Below are 15,984 nucleotides of genomic sequence, written 5' to 3'. Positions count from 1 at the left end.
CGAGGCGGATCGAGCGATGAGCGGCGCGACCGTCCTCTCGGTCGTCGGCGCTCGTCCGCAGTTCATCAAGGCGTTCCCGGTCTCGAGGCTCCTCCGCGAGCGTCTCTCCGAGGTGCTCGTTCACACGGGTCAACACTACGACTTCGGCATGTCAGACGTGTTCTTCGAGGAGCTCGACATCCCCGAACCCGACTACAACCTCGGCGTCGGCTCCGCGAACCACGCGACCCAGACGGCCGAGATGCTCCGCCGGATCGACGAGGTGGTCGAGACGGAGCGGCCGGACCTCCTCCTCGTCTACGGCGACACGAACTCGACGCTGGCCGGGGCCCTGGTCGCGGCGAAGCGGAACGTTCCGGTGGCCCACGTCGAGGCGGGCCTGCGGAGCGACAACTGGGCGATGCCCGAGGAGGTGAACCGCGTCCTCACCGACCGGTGTTCCGACCTGCTGTTCGTCCCGTCCGCTCGGGCGGCCGAGACGCTGGCAGCGGAGGGGATCACCGACGGCGTCGCCGTCACCGGAGACGTGATGTACGACGCGATCACCCGGGTCCGCGATCGCGCGCCGCCGGCAGCTTCGGTCCTCGACGACCTCGGGTACGGCGACGGCGAGTACGCCCTCGCGACGGTTCACCGGCAGGCGAACACGGACGACCCGACGCGGCTGGCGTCGGTCGTGGAGGGGTTGGCGTCGTCGCCGCGTCCGGTCGTCGTTCCCCTCCATCCCCGGACCGAGGACGCGCTCAAGCGACACGACCTCTGGGAGCGGGCGACGGGGGAGTTGGACGTGATCGAGCCGGTCGGCTACCTGGAGTTCGTCGGGCTCCTCGACGGGGCGGAACGCGTGGCGACCGACTCCGGCGGCGTGCAGAAGGAGGCGTTCTACCTCGACACCCGGTGCGTGACGCTCCGCGACGAGACGGAGTGGGTCGAGACCGTCGAGGCCGGTTGGAACGAGCTCGTCGGGGCGGACGCGGAGGCGATCCGGGCGGCGCTCCGTCGGACCGACGACCTCTCGGAGAAGCCCTCGCTGTACGGCGACGGGCGAGCGGCGGAGCGGGTCGTCGACGAGGTCGTCGGGCGTCTCCGGACGCGCCCTTAGGCGGTCCGCCGGCGTCGCCGGTCTTTTTTTCCGGCTCCGACGAGTCACTCCAGCGCGGACGTGAGGTAGCGCGAGATGCCGTGCGCCATCCACGCCTGGCACCACCGCATGAACGTGGTTCGTTTCGTGTAGTGCCTGTGCTGTTCGTGGTAGAACGCCCCCTTCTGGTTCGAGAGGTTCCTCACGGCCCACTCGATCAGTCGCCGGGCGAACTCCCTGTCGCCGAGCATGGTGAACACGACGGCGCCCTGCGCCGACGAGTGGACGTCGCGCGGGTACTCGTTCGACTCGTCGAACCACGGCGCGCCGTCGTCTGTGAACAGCCCGCGGTAGAACCGCACGGCGTCGGAGAGCGTCTCCGCGTACCGGGTGGTCCCGCTGATCTCTTGGAACCTGAGGAGCGACTCGATGACGAACCCGTTGTGGAAGTTGTCGAGCGAGAGGTGAGAGCTCTCCGGCGGATCGCGGTACATCCAGCCGCCCTCCTCCGTCTGCTGGGCCGCCACGTAGTCGAGTATGTTCCGGGCGCCCTCTCGGAACCGCGGCTCGCCGGCCACGTCGTAGAGATTCATCAGCAGCCGCGCCCCGAGCGCGTTCGCGTTCAGCGTGTAGTGATCGCCGTTGTCGACGGGGTTGTACTTGATCCGCGCGCCGGCGGGGTGGCTCGAGTATTCGAGGTCCTCGAAGACGAAGTCGGCGGCGGTGAGCGCCACGTCGCGGTACGACGGGTCGATGTACTCCCCGGCGGCCAGCAGCGCCTTCACCGCGTACGTCGTTCCGACGATCCCCGGATCGTTCGGGTACTTCCGCTTCGAGAGCCTCTGTAGCGGGTGTTTGTGCCCGCCGCAGAAGCCGTGATACCCCTCGCTCTGGTTCTCGATGAGCCAGTCGACGAGCTCGCGGGCGTCCTCGCGGAACCGCTCTTGACCGGTCAGCTCGTACGCCCGAAGGTTCGCGACGGCGAACAGCGCGATCCCCATGAAGTTCCGGCGCTGTTCGACGAGGAGGAGCGGGCGAATGTTCACCGGTGACCGGCGGACGGTCTGTTGGAAGACGAGGTTCACCCACTTGTTGTTCATCGGCATGGCCCTGAGAACGCGGCTGCTCTCGCCGTCGTAGAGGTCCCAGCCGCGGTACTCCCGCTCGCGGGCGTAATCGAGCGCCGCGACGAGATGATGTCTCGCCCACGGGTCGGCGTCGGTCTTCGACCGGTCGCCGCCGGCTTTCGGGAGGGCGGGAACGTTGCGGCTCATTCGAGGTAACCGAGGTCTTCGAGGCGGCTTTCGAGCTCCTCGTCCTGCACGGCGTCCCGCCCCGCTCCCCCCGCGATCGGCTCCCTCGTCCGGCGTTCCGGGAGCCCGTCGCGGAAGGGTTCGCCGAACGATTCGCCGTTCATGTCGGTCGGGACCGGCGCGTCGAGGTATCGGAGCACCGTCGGCGCGATATCGAGTATCGACCGCGTCTGAAGTTCTCCGGCGGTCACGTCGGCGCCGTGGACGAGGAGCACCCCGATCGGGTGGTTGCCGGACGTCCACGAGGTGGCCTGCCGCTCGATCACGGAGGGAGTGACGCCGCCGTACACCTCCCACTCGTCGGCCGCGACGAGCAGCAGGTCGGGCGCCTCGTCCAGGTGATCTCCGCTGTACACGTCCTCCGCGTACGCGACCGAGTCGAAGGGGGATTCCCCCTCGATAGACACCGACTCCAGCTCCGCCTTCAGATCGTCTCTGAACCGCTCGTAATCGTCGCCGAGCCGGTCGCGGTTGACGTATATCGGTCCCTGACTCAGCGCCACGGCGTCGGACTCCTCCCAGTTCACTCGGTTCGCAAGCTCGAAGGTGGGTATCGGGTATCCAGACTGGACGAGCCGCTCGTAGAGCCCCTCGGGAAGCACTCGCCGGGCGAGCGCGCCCGCCGTCCGCGGCGAGATCCCGACCCGCTTGAGCGCGGTGTAGATGCCGCCGGTCACCTCGTCGCCGGCCTGGCTCTCGATCGAGAGGTACCCGTTGTCGATGAGGTACTTGTTGATGACGAACGTCCGCTCTATGTGCGAGTGGCCGTGATCGGAGTAGACGACCTTCGTCAGGTCGTCCGGGAGCTTCCCGAGGTACTCGTCGATGAGTTCCCACCCGCGCTCCGTCTCCGGCCCGTCGCCGAAGTGGTGTTGGAGGACGTTGATGTAGAACACGGTGAGGTGGACGTAGTCGAACTCCCCGTCTTCGAGGGTGTCGAGCAGCAGCTCGAACCGCGATCGGATCAGGTCGAGCGCCTCCTCGACGCCGCCGGGGTCGTTCACGTCGTCGATGCCGACCTGCCAGTCGTACTCCTCCTCTAACCGGTCCTGCAGCTCCGGCGGGTGCGTTATCGAATCCGCGTCGAGGTCGATCTCGAACGGCGCGCCGAACCCCGACACCATGACGCCGTCGAGCTCCGACGGAGGGTACGTCATCGGGACGTTCAACACCGCGCAGCGCCTCCCCTCCTCGGAGAGGTAGTCCCAGACGTCGGCCGTGTCGAACGAGTCGGCGGTCGGCGAGGTGATCCGACCGGTCGGTCGGTCCAGGTTGAGCCACCAGAACACCCCGACCTGTCCGGGGTTCTTTCCGGACGTGGAGCAGCGCCACGCCGGACAGGTCACCGGGGGAAGCACGGTTTCGAGCGGCGCCCTCGTCCCGTCCTCGACCATCCGTTCGAGGTTCGGGAGCTTCCCGTCGGCCATCATCCGGTCGAGTTTGTGCCACGCGGCGCCGTCGAGTCCGAGTGAGAGCAATTTTGTCATTTATTGAAACTTTTTGTATATGTCCGCGACTACGTTCATGAGTCGTGTCCCTCGCTCGACAGCGTAGTAAGACACGAGATCGGGGTTGTACTTCGATTTGAAGTCCGTGATCCGCTCCGTGTTCGCGCCGACGAGATCGCAGGTTTTGACGCCCCGTTCGGACGCGTCGTGGAGTATCCAGAGGTGAACGAGGTCGGTCAGGGGTAGGTCGCTGTCCGGCTTCCCGGCACCGAACCACCACTGGACGACGCCGTCGTGCTCGAGCGTTACGACGCCCGTCTTCCACTCGCCGTCGACAGCGGCGACGTAAGATCTGACGACGCCGTCGGGAAGCCGTTCGTACATCGTCAGCACGTAGTCGACGTCGACGTCGAACGTCTTCCCCTGGGCCTCGTATCGCTCTGCGATCTTCTTGAGGACGAACTCGATACCCTCTTGATCGGACTCGAATACCTCGTAGTCCGCGTCGACGTGCCGGAGGATGTCCTTTCTCCGGCTCCGCTTGAACCGCTGGAGTATCTCCGTTCGAGTATCGCCGATAGGGAGGTGGTAGGTGTACCGCGGCCGAACGTCGAACTCCCGCCAGGCGTACGGACGGGCGTCCTCGTACTCGGGAACGGTCTCGAACCGAACGAACTTGGGATCGATGACCGACTCGGCCCACTCCATCACCTCCTCGACGAATCCGCTGTGCATGTGCTCGAACGAGTGTTGTTTCATCTTCTCGTAGTTGGCGAGTATCGGTCCGAGGTTCGGAATCGCCATCCCCGGTGGTGGAGAAAAGAGGACGCTGAATGGGCCCTTCCGCATCTCGAACAGCGGAAAGAGGCCGATGACTTCGTCGCCCTTCGAACCCACCAGTCGGTGCAGCTTCGCGTCGGTGTGTTCCGCGACGATGTCGAGCACTTCCCAACGGTGAAAGAGCGTCCCCATCGGAGAGCGCCGGACATGGTCGTTCCACGTCCCGTCAAGGCCGTCGATCGACTCCGTACGGACCGGTTCGACCGTGACACTCATACGGGCGTACGGCGCGTTCCGACTCCTCGGTTGTTCGTCTCGGCGCACATCTGTGTATCAGGTGAATTATACAGCGAACGGTCTCCATATCGTTATACGCCGGATACCGCTGACGCGGCGTTCGGTCCGCAAGACGATCGCACGAGGCGGACGCGACGACGGTCGAACACCCCGTTCAGCGTGCGGCTAACACCGAGGAAAACCCAGTCGTATCGGCGGATTCTCTCTGCACCACGTACGGCCTCGACGTGTAGCGCCCGTCCGTCCGAAATCTATGCCGGCTTCGGGAGCGATTCCCGCGTCTCCCGGTCCAGCAGATCGCCCGGCGGACCGACCCACCCCCCTCGCTCTAGCGCGTGTTCGACGAGCCGCCGGTAGAGCCGTCGGTACCCCGGGAACTCACGCTCGTTGAAGTACCGTGGATGCCACAGCACGGTCATCACCGCGTCGTTGGCGACGGCCTCGTCGATCAGGTCCTCGCAGGCGGCCCAGGCGGACTCGAAGTCCTCGCCGGGATCCGGCAGCGCGACCTCCATGGCGGTGAGCGGGAAGACGACGAACTCGTCGTCGAACGGTCGGACGGGGTCGTACCCGTGAACGAAGCCGACGGACGAGCTCGACCCGAGACTCGCGTCGTACTCCAGGCCGAGATCGCGGTGGTACTCCCACGTTTCGTCGCCGAGTTTGAGGTGGTGTTGCCGTCCGCCGCGCACCTCGTGTCCGAGGACCGACTCCAGCACTCGCTTCTCCTCGGCGAGCCGTTCTCGGTCGGTCGCGGAGTGAAACGAGCCGTGGAGCCCGACCTCCCATCCGTTCTCGTCGAGCCGTCGGAGGACGGACGCGATGGCGTCGTCGGTCGGATCGTATCTCCCGGCGTGTTCGAGGAGGCTCTCCGGACGGAGCCACTCCCCCGGCTCCCGGTTCTTGAACAGGTTCGGCTCGTTCAGCACGTAGAAGGCCGAGCGCACGCCGAGATCCGATTCGATTTCGGCGATCTCCTCGAACTGCCAGTACGGATTGACCCCCGGTCGCAGCGAGGAGAGGTGGTACAGCGGCTCCTCGGTGAGCGCGTAAAACAACCCCTGATACGTCTTGTACGGTCTGTCGACGTCGTGAGTCAGACAGAGCGCGAACTCGTACCCCTCCGGAACCCCGTTCTGCGACCGATCGACGTCGTCGGAATCACGATACATGAGTGTTCGAACGCAGCGTCACTGGAAGCGACGTTCATTTCGCGATTGCTTCTCTTCGAACATAGTTACGCGCTCACATCTCCTCGGGTTGAGAAAAATAAACGGCGTCTAAACGCCCCGCCGAGATCGCCGGCGGGAATTAGTTCGTCGGGCGCGGGCGACCGATTCCACCGCGGTGTGGCGAAGAGCGACCGCCTCCGGCGGATGCGACGCTTACTCGACGGTCTCGAACGTCGCGACGGCCGACCCGCGGAGTTCGAGCTCCTCGATGTAGCCGGAGAACCAGTACGCGTCCTTCCCCTTGTGAACGAGCCCCACGGCAGAGTCGGTCTCGATCTTCGATTCGAGCGCGTCCCACTCGCCGTCCGCCGCGACCGTGTGTTCCGGGCTCGACTCGACCGAACCCGACACGGCGAACTTGTACGAGCTGACCTCGTCGTCGTTCGACCCGTCGAAGACGATGAGGTGACGGTCCGAGGAATCGCCGTCGATCGGCTCGCCGTCGAGGTACACCTCGACGTCTCCCGTGACCGTGAGGTCGGTCAGTTCGCCGGAGAAGTCGTACACGTGCGTCCCGGTCTCGATCGCCCCCTCGGCGCTCGAGCTGGAGATGTTGTCGGCGATGTCGTCGTTCGGGCTGCTCTCTGCCTCGATCTCCCCCGACACGGTGAAGCGGTAGCTCGTGGCGCTACCGGTGCCGACGAGGCTGAGCGTGTGGGGAAGCTCCTCGCCTCCGATTGTGGAGAGGTCGTCGACGACGGTGCCGTTGACGGTGACGGTGACGGTCTCGGGGTCGGTGACGGCGACGTCGTCGACCGAGCCGGTGAAGTGGAAGGCGGCGAGGTCGGTCGTCGAACCGTTGACGGTGCCGTCGGTGACGGTGGCGCCGTCGCCGGTCGCGCCGGGTTCCACGTCGCCCGACGCGGTGAACTCGAACCCGCTGGCCCGGCCGTCATCGGATTCGACGGTGAGGACGTTTTCGCCGAGCACGGCGGGGTCGACCTCGCGGAGGTCCTCGGGGTTCTGGAGGACGTAGTTGTCGACGTCGACGTCGACGCCGTCGTCAGCGAAGTAGACGTTCGCGTAGTCGAAGCTGCCACCGCTGAAGGCGGTGACGTAGCCGTCGAGGTAGAAGTCGTCGACACCGCGGAGGCTGCCGACGCGACCACTTACTGTGTTGCCGTTGGGTTCCTCGCCGGCATACTCGCCGCTGGTGAGTCCGCCGCTCGCGGTCAGATCGTATCTGACGACCTCGCCTTCGCGCACCTGTGCGACCACGATCCGGTTCTCGCCCGCGTCGGATTCGCTCGCGGAGTCTCCGATCGTGGAGAGGTCGGCGCCGTCGACGGCGGTGCCGTTGACGGTGACGGTCGCGGTCTCGGGGTCGGTAACGGCGACGTCGTCAACCGAGCCGGTGAAGTGGAAGGCGGCGAGGTCGGTCGTCGAACCGTTGACGGTGCCGTCGGTGACGGTGGCGCCGTCGCCGGTCGCGCCGGGTTCCACGTCGCCCGACGCGGTGAACTCGAACTCCGTCGCCTGATCGCCGTCGGATTCGACGGTGAGGACGTTTTCGCCGAGCACGGCGGGGTCGACCTCGCGGAGGTCCTCGGGGTTCTGGAGGACGTAGTTGTCGACGTCGACGTCGACGCCGTCGTCAGCGAAGTAGACGTTCGCGTAGTCGAAGCTGCCACCGCTGAAGGCGGTGACGTAGCCGTCGAGGTAGAAGTCGTCGACACCGCGGAGGCTGCCGGTGCGGCCGGACACCGTGTTGCCGTCGGGTTCCTCGCCGGCGTACTCGCCGCTGGTGAGTCCGCCGCTCGCGGTCAGATCGTATCTGACGACCTCGCCTTCGCGCACCTGTGCGACCACGATCCGGTTCCCGCTCGTCATGGGGTCCGTCGTCGTGTCCTCGTTTCCCGACCCGTCGCCGCTGGTACCGTCGGTCGAACCGTCGTCCGTTGAACCGTCGTTGTCCGAACTCGAATCTCCGTTCCGCCAGGAGTCGGGCTGCGGGGCGGGACAGCTGTCGCTGGACGTGAGGTTCGTCGTCGTGACGTCCGCGTTTTCGAAGACCGTCGCCCGCCCGCCGACGTTCACGTTCGTGTCCTCTATCGTCGCGTCAGACGTGCCCTCGAACTTGATCCCGTCGGTGTTCGGCATCTGGATACAGCTGTTCTTGATCGTTGTCCCGTTGCGATCCTGGACCTCGATAGCGGGCTTTCCGCTCCCCGGACCCGTGATCGACACGCCGTCCAGTACCGCTTCGTACGGTTTCCCCGCTTTGCTCGTCGATTCGTCTTGAATGAGGATCGGACGGATGTCGTCTTGGTTACACTCGATCCGGGTGTTGCGAAGCTCCATCCCACCGGTGTCGCCGTGGTTGAGGATCCCGGCAATTCCGTCGCCGGCGTTGTTGATGATGATCTCGCAGTCCTCGATGAGCGGTCCGCCGCGCTCGACGTCGTTGCTCTGGGTCCAGATCCCTCGGTTCAGCTCGATCCCCTCCGGATCGACCGTCATCGCGTCCGGGTGGAGGTCGTCGATGTCCATCACGACGGTCGTGTTCTTGACCCAGGAGTCATTCCCCGTCACGCGGACTGCCGAGTGCGCGCAGTTCTTGAAGTAACTGTCTTCGACGCGCGTGGCCCCCCTGGCCTTCCCGGCGTAGAGTCCGGACTCCGTGGCGTTGTGGATCTCGAGGTTCCGGTACGTGATGTCCCCCGTGGTTCCCCGTCCGTTGAAGATGGTGATGGTCGTGCCCGGGTACGCGGGGAACTGACTCGGTCCCCGACGAGTCACGCCGTCCACGAGCGCGGAGCCGCTCGAGTCGACGATGTTGAAGATGAGCAGCTGTTCGCCGCCGTCGGGCGCCCACCCGTTGACGAGGAGGTCGGTTACGTACACCTTATCGGAGAAGTTCCCCCGCATGAGCGTCAGCGAGCTGTCCCACTCGTCGCGGCGGTCGAGCGTGACGGACCCCACGTAGAACCCCGAGGGATCGTCCCTGGGACGGAACATCGTGGGATCGGTCCCGGACACGGGCTTGAACACGACGTCCTCGCGGTTTCCGGTCGTGCTTTCGATCCCGAAGTTGTCCGCGCGGACGCTCATCGAGCTCCGGACGAGGTACTCCCCCGGCGGGAACTGGACGAGCGTGCCGTCCTCGTTCGCCGCGTCACCGAGCGCGCTGTCCACTCGGTCGCCGTCGTCGATTCCGAGGTCGGTGGTCGCGTTGACGACCCGATCGAAGGTGATCCCGTTGCGTTCCGCGGCCCCCGAGGAAGCGGCGGCCGTCGCGCCGGAGCCGACCCCGACGGCGCCGACCGCCGCCGCGCTGAGACTGAGGTACTTGCGTCGATTGAGAAGCCCGTTCTCCGAGCAGCCCGTGTGCTGCTCCGTTTCATTTTTGCACTCGTTATGGTGTGCTTTCGAATCCATCGCGACTGTTAATCAGGAATTACCACTAATAACTGTTTCTTATCTTATATATTTAGAGTTACGTGAATGTCTCCGAAGTTCATTAATACTGGAATGATATTCATCGTTGTATGGATGTTTTGGCAGGTACAGAAATAGCGGTTTCTGGGGCTGTTAATGGATAATTAACGTCTGAGACGGGTCGAAAAACGTCTCAGGGGCCGGGGAAAAGTCAGACAGAAATCAAATAAACTGAGAGCGGTAGTTCGGCGTTCAGTTTAATAAGCCGACAATAACGGACTGCGATCCGCGCGCGCCAGACCCGCCTCGGTTACTCGCGCACCTGGCGGAAACTGAGTCGGTCGTCCTCCACCCCGGTAACGAGGAGCGCGCTCACGTCCTCGCCGGCGTCTCGGAACGGGAACACGGTCCGGTCTCCGCCGATCGGCAGGTCGAGCGACCCGTCGAGACCGAAGTTTCGACGCATGTTGAACTCGTTGGTGCCCCTGAACTCGACGGAGTAGTCGTCGACCGGTATCGACGGCCGTTCGATCCTGAGCGGGATCCCGTTCGTATCGATCGTCACGTCCTCGAAGACGGTCCCCTCGCTGTCGACGACGGTGATCCCGTGACGGAGACCGAACTCCCGGGGCGTTTCGACGGTCACGTCTCGAAGGACCGAGTTCGGTCGGCTGTCTATCTTGAGCGCCGATCCGAACCCCCCGTGCTCCTCGATCCGGACGTTCTCCAACGTGACGCCCCACGGTTCGTCGACGTACTCGGAGGGTGCGATCGCCCGGAACGAGAAGTGGTCCGTCCAGTTCTTCAGCTCGGAGTCGCGCAGCACCATCCCGCCCTGGTTGTGCGCGATGTGTACCAACGACTGCGTCCGGAAGGTCGAGCGAAGCTCCAAGGTGGTGTCCTCGATGACGCCACCGGTCAGCCCCTTATTGCCGGACTGCATCCGGATCCCGCGCATGTTTCCTTCCACGCCTCGGTTCTGCGGGTGGAAGTCGTCGGAGTCGATGACGACGGTCGCGCCGCTGATGTACGACCCGTCTCCGGAGATGCGGACGCCGTCGTTTCGGTTGTTCTTGTAGAATCCGCCTTCGACGTGGACGTCTCCGGGACACTTCGACGCGTAGACCCCGTTCTCTCCGGCGTTGCGGATGTCGAGGTTTCGGTACGTGACCGTCCCCCGGTGGCTCCGTCCGGAGAAGACGCAGAGTTCGTTCCGCGGATAGGGGAGGAACTCCTGCGGCCCCGTTCGCACGAGGGTGTCCACGACGGCGGACCCGTTCGGGTCGGTGACGTTCAAGGCGAGCGCGCTGACGCCGGTCGGGTTCTCCGTCGGATTCGCACCGGCTTTTTCGACGTTGCGGATGCGGAGGTTGTCCTCGACGAAGAACGTCATCCCCATCGAGCGGTCGAACCGGTCGCCCTGGTCGAACGCGAAGTTCTCGAGGAGCACGTCGCTCGCGGCCAGCAGCTTGAAATCCACTCGAGAACCCTCGTTGGTCGTGAACCGCACGTCCGTTCGATCCTCGCCGACTCCGCGGACCCCCCAGTTGGACACGCCCTCGCCCTCTATCGGCTCCAGGATCTTGTACTCTCCCGGCGGCACCTCGACGAGGACGTCCCGTTCGAAACTCTCGACCAGGGAGTCGTCGATGGGGAACAACCCGTTCGGGTCCCATTCGAGGTCGTCGACGGCGTCCACTCGCTCTTCGAAACCGAACCGCTCCCGCAGCGTCTCCCATTCCGTCTGTTCCTCGCTCGGCTCCGCGTCCGACCGGTCTCTCGACGGCTCCCTCGACGTATCGATAGAGTCGTCTCGGCCGCCGCAGCCGGCGAGAGAAGCGCCACAGCCGATCGCGAGGGATCCGAGGAGGGCCCGTCGCTTCATTGCTAGGGGACAACCGCTCGGCGGCTTTTGTTATGTCTGTCCTACCGGACGGCGGACGGTCCGTCAGCGACCGTCTCCCGGCGATCGAACCGGTCGCGCGCGAGACGGATATCCAGTCGCAGGGCTCCTCGATCGCCGGCTTCCGCTTCAGCGGTGGCGGTGCCAACGCCTATTCGACCGGCGGTAGATTCTTCGTAACTATACCCGAAAGCGCCGTAGGCACCCTAACCAGCATGCGAGTCGGCATATTCACCAACACCCCCGCGCACGTCCACCTGTACCGTAACGCGATAGGGGAACTGGAAGAGCGGGGCCACGAGACAGTCGTGTTCGCTCGCGACGACGGGTGCGCGCTGGACCTCCTAGAGTACTTCGGCATCAACCACTACCGGTACGCCACCCGCGACGAAACGAAGCGAAACCTGTTCCTCCAGCTTCCGAGCCACCTGCGAAACATCTACCGAATTCTCCAGAAAGAGGACCTCGATCTCGTCTTCGGGATGGGTCTCTACTCGGCGTTTGCCGGCGCGGTCTCGCGGACGCCCGCGGTCTCGGTGACCGACTCGGAGCCGATGGCGTGGCGTCACGTCGCCATGTCCCCGTTCGTGGAGGCGTTCCTCACTCCCGACGCGTTCACGCGGAACCTCGGACCGAAACACTACGCGTTCACCGGTCTGAAGGAGACGGCGTACCTCCACCCGGACGTCTACGCGAGCACGGGGACGGTCCGAGAGGAGCTCGGCGTCGGCGACGACCCGTTCGTTCTCGTCCGGTTCAACGCGTTCAACGGCCACCACGACGTCGGTCGGCGGGGATTCACGCCGGCCCAGAAAGAGGAGCTGATTGCCCGGCTCTCCGAGCACGCGAGGGTGTTCGTCTCCGACGAGACGGGCGCGCTCGACGTCGGCGAGAGCGCGGCGGAGCCGTACGACGCGCATCCGGCCCTGATGCACGAGGCGCTCGCGGAGGCCGAGCTGCTCATCGCCGACACGCAGACGATGATCACCGAGGCCGCGCTCCTCGGCACGCCCGGGATCCGCTCGAACTCCTTCGTCGGCGACGACGACATGGGGAACTTCAAGGAGCTGGAACGGGCCGGGCTCGTCTACAACTTCTCCGAGTTCGACTCGGTCGTCTCGACCGCCGAGGAGCTGCTCACGAGGGACGACACGGCGGCGGAGTGGGAGCGCAAGCGGCGCGAGTTCCTCGCTGACAAGTGTAACCTGACGGCGCTCATCGTCGACATCGTCGAACGGGCCGACGTCACCGGCTCGGTCGACGCGGCGGTCCGAGAGAACGAGGATCTGTTCCGCCGTCGCGGCTCGGTCTTCTCCTCGCCGTGAGTCTCTCACCGGCGACTCCCGACGCGCCTCCGAAGGTCGATCGCGCGGAGTTAGCAGCGATATAACGGGACTGTCGACCGATCGCCGCCTCACAGGCACTGCATACCAAATACGGTCCGATCGCTACTCCACGACAGATGAACCCGAACAGGCCACGCGGCGAAGCGGACGGTCCGCGCGCCGACCCGAGCGGTCCACACCCCGGTCCGGGCGGACGACCCAGCACAGTTCGCGGAGCCACGGAGCGGAGCGCCCCCTCGGGTGACCGGAACCGGAGCGACGGACCGCCGCCGAAGCCGGCGTCGTCCGACGGCCGATGACCGACGCCGTCGACGTGGGCGTCTTCGGCGTCGGGAACATCGGGACCGTCCACCTGCAGACGCTGTTGGCGTGCGACGACGTGGACCGCGTCGCCGTCGCCGACGTCGTCGACGAGAATCGGGAGCGGGCGCTCGCGCTCGGCGCGACGAACGCGTACGAGGAGTACGAGGAGCTGCTCGCGACCGCCGACCCGGACGTCGTCGTCGTCGCGCTCCCCCCGTTCCTGCACGCGGAGGCGACGATCGCAGCCGTCGAAGCCGGCTGTCACGCCTTCGTCGAGAAGCCGTTCGCGCGGAACCCCGACGAGGCCGAGGAGATGCTCCGAGCGGCCGACCGCGCGGGCGTCTCCCTTGGCGTCGACCACACCAGCCGGTACCGCCCCGAGGTCCGCCGGGTCAAAGAGCGGTACGACGAGGGGTCGATCGGTCACGTGCCGACCTGCTCGATCTGGCGGTTCAACAACGGCCCGTTCTCGAGTCCCCCCGCGAGGGAGACGCCGGCGGGCTGGCAGCTCGACCCGGAGGCGACGGGCGGTGGCGCGCTCCTCGATCTCGGCGTCCACCTGCTCGACGTCCTTGCGTGGTTCTTCGGCGACCTAACCGTCGAGCACGCGAGCCTCGACCGGACGCTGACGCTCCCGTACGAGGACGCCGCGACCCTCGTCGTCTCGGCCGAGTCGGGAACGACCGCGACGCTGTCCTGCGGCTTCTTCCAGTGGGAGGACCCGCCGAACGTCACCGGTGGGATGCGCCTCGACGGGATCGCGGACTCGCTGTCGAGCGAGGAGTTCATGCCGTCGAACTTCGTGGGCCACGCGGCCCGGTCCGCGCTGGAGAACGTCGGGAACCGGGTCCGCGGCCGCAAGCCGGAGATATTCAAGCCGACGTACTTCTACCAGGCGCACTACCACGCGCTGACGGAGTTCGTCTCGGCGGTGAAGGAGGGACGCGAGCCGCCCGTCACGGGCGCCGACGGCGCGCGAGCCGTCGAGCTCGTGACGGAGGCGTACCGGATGGCCGAGGGGGTCGAGGAACCGATCGAGGTGACGCGATGACGATCGTTCACGGCGCGCGGCTCCCGGACTGCGAGCCCGACGCGATCGCCGAGGGCGTCGCCGAGGTGCTCGGTAACGCCGACGTCGAGTTCGAGGGTCGGGTCGTGCTCGTCCCGGACCTCCACTACCCCTACCACCCGAGCACGGGGACGGTGACGAATCCGGACACCGTCTCGGCCCTCGTCGACCGCCTGCTCGCGGCCGAGGCCGTCGACGGGGTCGAGATCGCCCGCGCCGCGACCGCGTGGTCCGACGACGCGTCCTGCGCGACGTATCTCGGCTACGACCGGCTCGTCGAGCGGTCCGGCGTCGAGTACTTCGACCCCGACGCCGGGCCGCAGGCGAGTCGGACGGTCTCCGTCGACGACCAGGAGACGGTCGTGACTGCGCCCGAACGGCTGTTGGACGACGCGCTCGTCGTGCCCGCGCTCCGCCGCCGGGAGGATCCGACGCTCGCCGGCTGTTTCGACCGTCTCGCGGCGGCCGCGTTGAGCCGGGAACCGACCGCTTTCGAGGTTGACTCCTTCGCCGCGGCGGCCGACCCGATCGGTGCGGTGTTGGACGCGACCTACTCGTACGTCGGCGCGCCGCGGCGGACGCGGGCGCTGCTCGCGAGCGCCGACCCGTTCGAGGTCGAACGGGTCACGGCGTATCTGCTGGGTCTGGACCGAGACGCGCTCCCGAGGGGGGCCGCGCGCGACGACCGACCCGCTCGGGTTCGCGGCCTCGACGCCCGCGCGCTGGCCGACGAGCTCCCGGACGAGTCGGTCAGCGAGGGGTCGCCGTCGAGGCTGATGACGTCGGGGTACCGGCTGTACGCTCGCGTCACGGGGGATCAGCTGCCGCCGCAGCTGATGGACCGATGACCGGAGCCGCCGACGCGCTCGTCACGGGCGCGAGCGGGTTCCTCGGTTCGTACCTCCTGGAACGGCTCGCGGACGAGGAAGGGGACGAGAACGGGACCGTCACCGCCACCCGACACAGCTCGTCGGCGCCCGACGAGTCCGACGACGCCGTCCGGTGGGAGCGGTTGGACGTGTTCGACGAAGCGGCCGTGCGAGCGGTCGTCGACGGTCACGACGAGGTGTACCACCTCGCCGGGACCGGGTTACAGAGCGCCGACGAGCGGACCGTCCGGGCGGTCAACGAGATCGGGACGCGAAATGTCGTCGAGGCGTGCCTCGACGCCGGGGTCGAGCGCCTCGTGTTCACGAGCACGGCCGGAACGCGGCGGGCCGACGGCGTCGCTGACGAGACGGACGTGGCGCCCCCGATCGGCGCCTACCAGCAGTCGAAGGCGGCGGCAGAGCGGATCGTGGACGCGGCGACCAGTCGCGGCCTTGACGCGGTCACCGTGCACCCGACGTCGATCTTCGGCCCGGGAGACGAGGGGTTCACCGCACGGTTCTTCGCGCTCGCGAGCGACCCGAAGCTGTTCGCGCATCCCCCCGGCGGCGCGAGCTTCGTCGGCGTCGAGGACGTCGCGGCCGGGATCGTACGGGCGATGGAACAGGGAGAGCCGGGCGAACACTACGTCCTCGGGGGCGAGAACCTGCGGTACCGGGAGGCCCTCGAGGTGATCGCCGAGGAGATCGGCGGGTCGGCTCCCCGGATCACGGTCCCGGCGGCCGCGATCAGAGCGGCCGGGCCCGCCGTGGGCGTCGTGAACCGCCGGACCGGTCGACGGATCTTCCCGTTCAACGCCGAGATGGCGGAGCTGGCGACGGACACGCACTTCTACGACAGCGCCAAGGCGCGCGAGGAGCTCGGCTACGACTACCGCCCGTTCAGGGAGACGGTGCTGCCGGCGTGGGGGTGGTTCCGCGCCATGGCCGAGGCGTCGCGGTAGTCG

The 15,984-nt window shown here is 66.5% G+C and carries 11 protein-coding genes; 5 read left to right on the top strand and 6 right to left on the bottom strand.

Annotation, left to right across the window (positions count from 1 at the left end):
• The first annotated feature begins 16 nt into the window (after window positions 1-16).
• Complete coding sequence (wecB, locus tag FGM06_RS04555; protein ID WP_144797957.1) at window positions 17-1,102, top strand: non-hydrolyzing UDP-N-acetylglucosamine 2-epimerase; 1,086 nt, start codon at window positions 17-19, stop codon at window positions 1,100-1,102.
• A gap of 44 nt (window positions 1,103-1,146) precedes the next feature.
• Here wecB and FGM06_RS04550 read toward each other — a convergent pair whose 3' ends face one another.
• The 6 genes from FGM06_RS04550 to FGM06_RS04525 form a co-directional block, all read right to left on the bottom strand.
• Complete coding sequence (locus FGM06_RS04550; protein ID WP_144797956.1) at window positions 1,147-2,355, bottom strand: glycoside hydrolase family protein; 1,209 nt, start codon at window positions 2,353-2,355, stop codon at window positions 1,147-1,149.
• Window positions 2,352-3,881, bottom strand: a complete 1,530-nt coding sequence (locus tag FGM06_RS04545; RefSeq protein WP_144797955.1) for an alkaline phosphatase family protein — start codon at window positions 3,879-3,881, stop codon at window positions 2,352-2,354. The genes FGM06_RS04550 and FGM06_RS04545 overlap by 4 nt, the downstream gene beginning before the upstream one ends.
• Complete coding sequence (locus FGM06_RS04540) at window positions 3,882-4,898, bottom strand: GNAT family N-acetyltransferase (RefSeq protein WP_144797954.1); 1,017 nt, start codon at window positions 4,896-4,898, stop codon at window positions 3,882-3,884.
• 272 nt (window positions 4,899-5,170) lie between these two features.
• Complete coding sequence (locus FGM06_RS04535; RefSeq protein ID WP_144797953.1) at window positions 5,171-6,091, bottom strand: polysaccharide deacetylase family protein; 921 nt, start codon at window positions 6,089-6,091, stop codon at window positions 5,171-5,173.
• Window positions 6,092-6,304: 213 nt separating this feature from the next.
• The gene (locus tag FGM06_RS04530; RefSeq protein ID WP_144797952.1) at window positions 6,305-9,529 is read right to left on the bottom strand and encodes a hypothetical protein; all 3,225 of its coding nucleotides are present in this window, start codon (window positions 9,527-9,529) and stop codon (window positions 6,305-6,307) included.
• A gap of 310 nt (window positions 9,530-9,839) precedes the next feature.
• Window positions 9,840-11,414 carry a hypothetical protein gene (locus FGM06_RS04525; protein ID WP_144797951.1) on the bottom strand — a complete coding sequence of 525 codons (1,575 nt, stop codon included), beginning with the start codon at window positions 11,412-11,414 and terminating at the stop codon, window positions 9,840-9,842.
• A gap of 233 nt (window positions 11,415-11,647) precedes the next feature.
• On the opposite strand from FGM06_RS04525, the gene FGM06_RS04520 reads away from it, so the two are divergent.
• The 4 genes from FGM06_RS04520 to FGM06_RS04505 all read left to right on the top strand — a co-directional run bounded on the left by FGM06_RS04520 (window position 11,648) and on the right by FGM06_RS04505 (window position 15,981).
• Entirely contained in the window at window positions 11,648-12,757 is a 1,110-nt protein-coding gene (locus tag FGM06_RS04520; RefSeq protein ID WP_144797950.1) for a hypothetical protein, read from the top strand.
• 316 nt (window positions 12,758-13,073) lie between these two features.
• Entirely contained in the window at window positions 13,074-14,132 is a 1,059-nt protein-coding gene (locus FGM06_RS04515; RefSeq protein ID WP_144797949.1) for a Gfo/Idh/MocA family protein, read from the top strand.
• Window positions 14,129-14,998 carry a DUF362 domain-containing protein gene (locus tag FGM06_RS04510; protein ID WP_144797948.1) on the top strand — a complete coding sequence of 290 codons (870 nt, stop codon included), beginning with the start codon at window positions 14,129-14,131 and terminating at the stop codon, window positions 14,996-14,998. Before FGM06_RS04515 ends, FGM06_RS04510 begins: the two co-directional genes overlap by 4 nt.
• On the top strand, window positions 14,995-15,981 hold the full coding sequence (locus FGM06_RS04505) for an NAD-dependent epimerase/dehydratase family protein (protein ID WP_144797947.1): 987 nt from the start codon (window positions 14,995-14,997) through the stop codon (window positions 15,979-15,981). Before FGM06_RS04510 ends, FGM06_RS04505 begins: the two co-directional genes overlap by 4 nt.
• Window positions 15,982-15,984 lie beyond the last annotated feature (3 nt).

The organism is Halorubrum depositum, assembly GCF_007671725.1.
Taxonomy (GTDB): domain Archaea; phylum Halobacteriota; class Halobacteria; order Halobacteriales; family Haloferacaceae; genus Halorubrum; species Halorubrum depositum.
The sequence above is the reverse complement of the archived record's forward strand: the minus strand, read 5'-3'. Positions and strand labels throughout refer to the sequence as shown.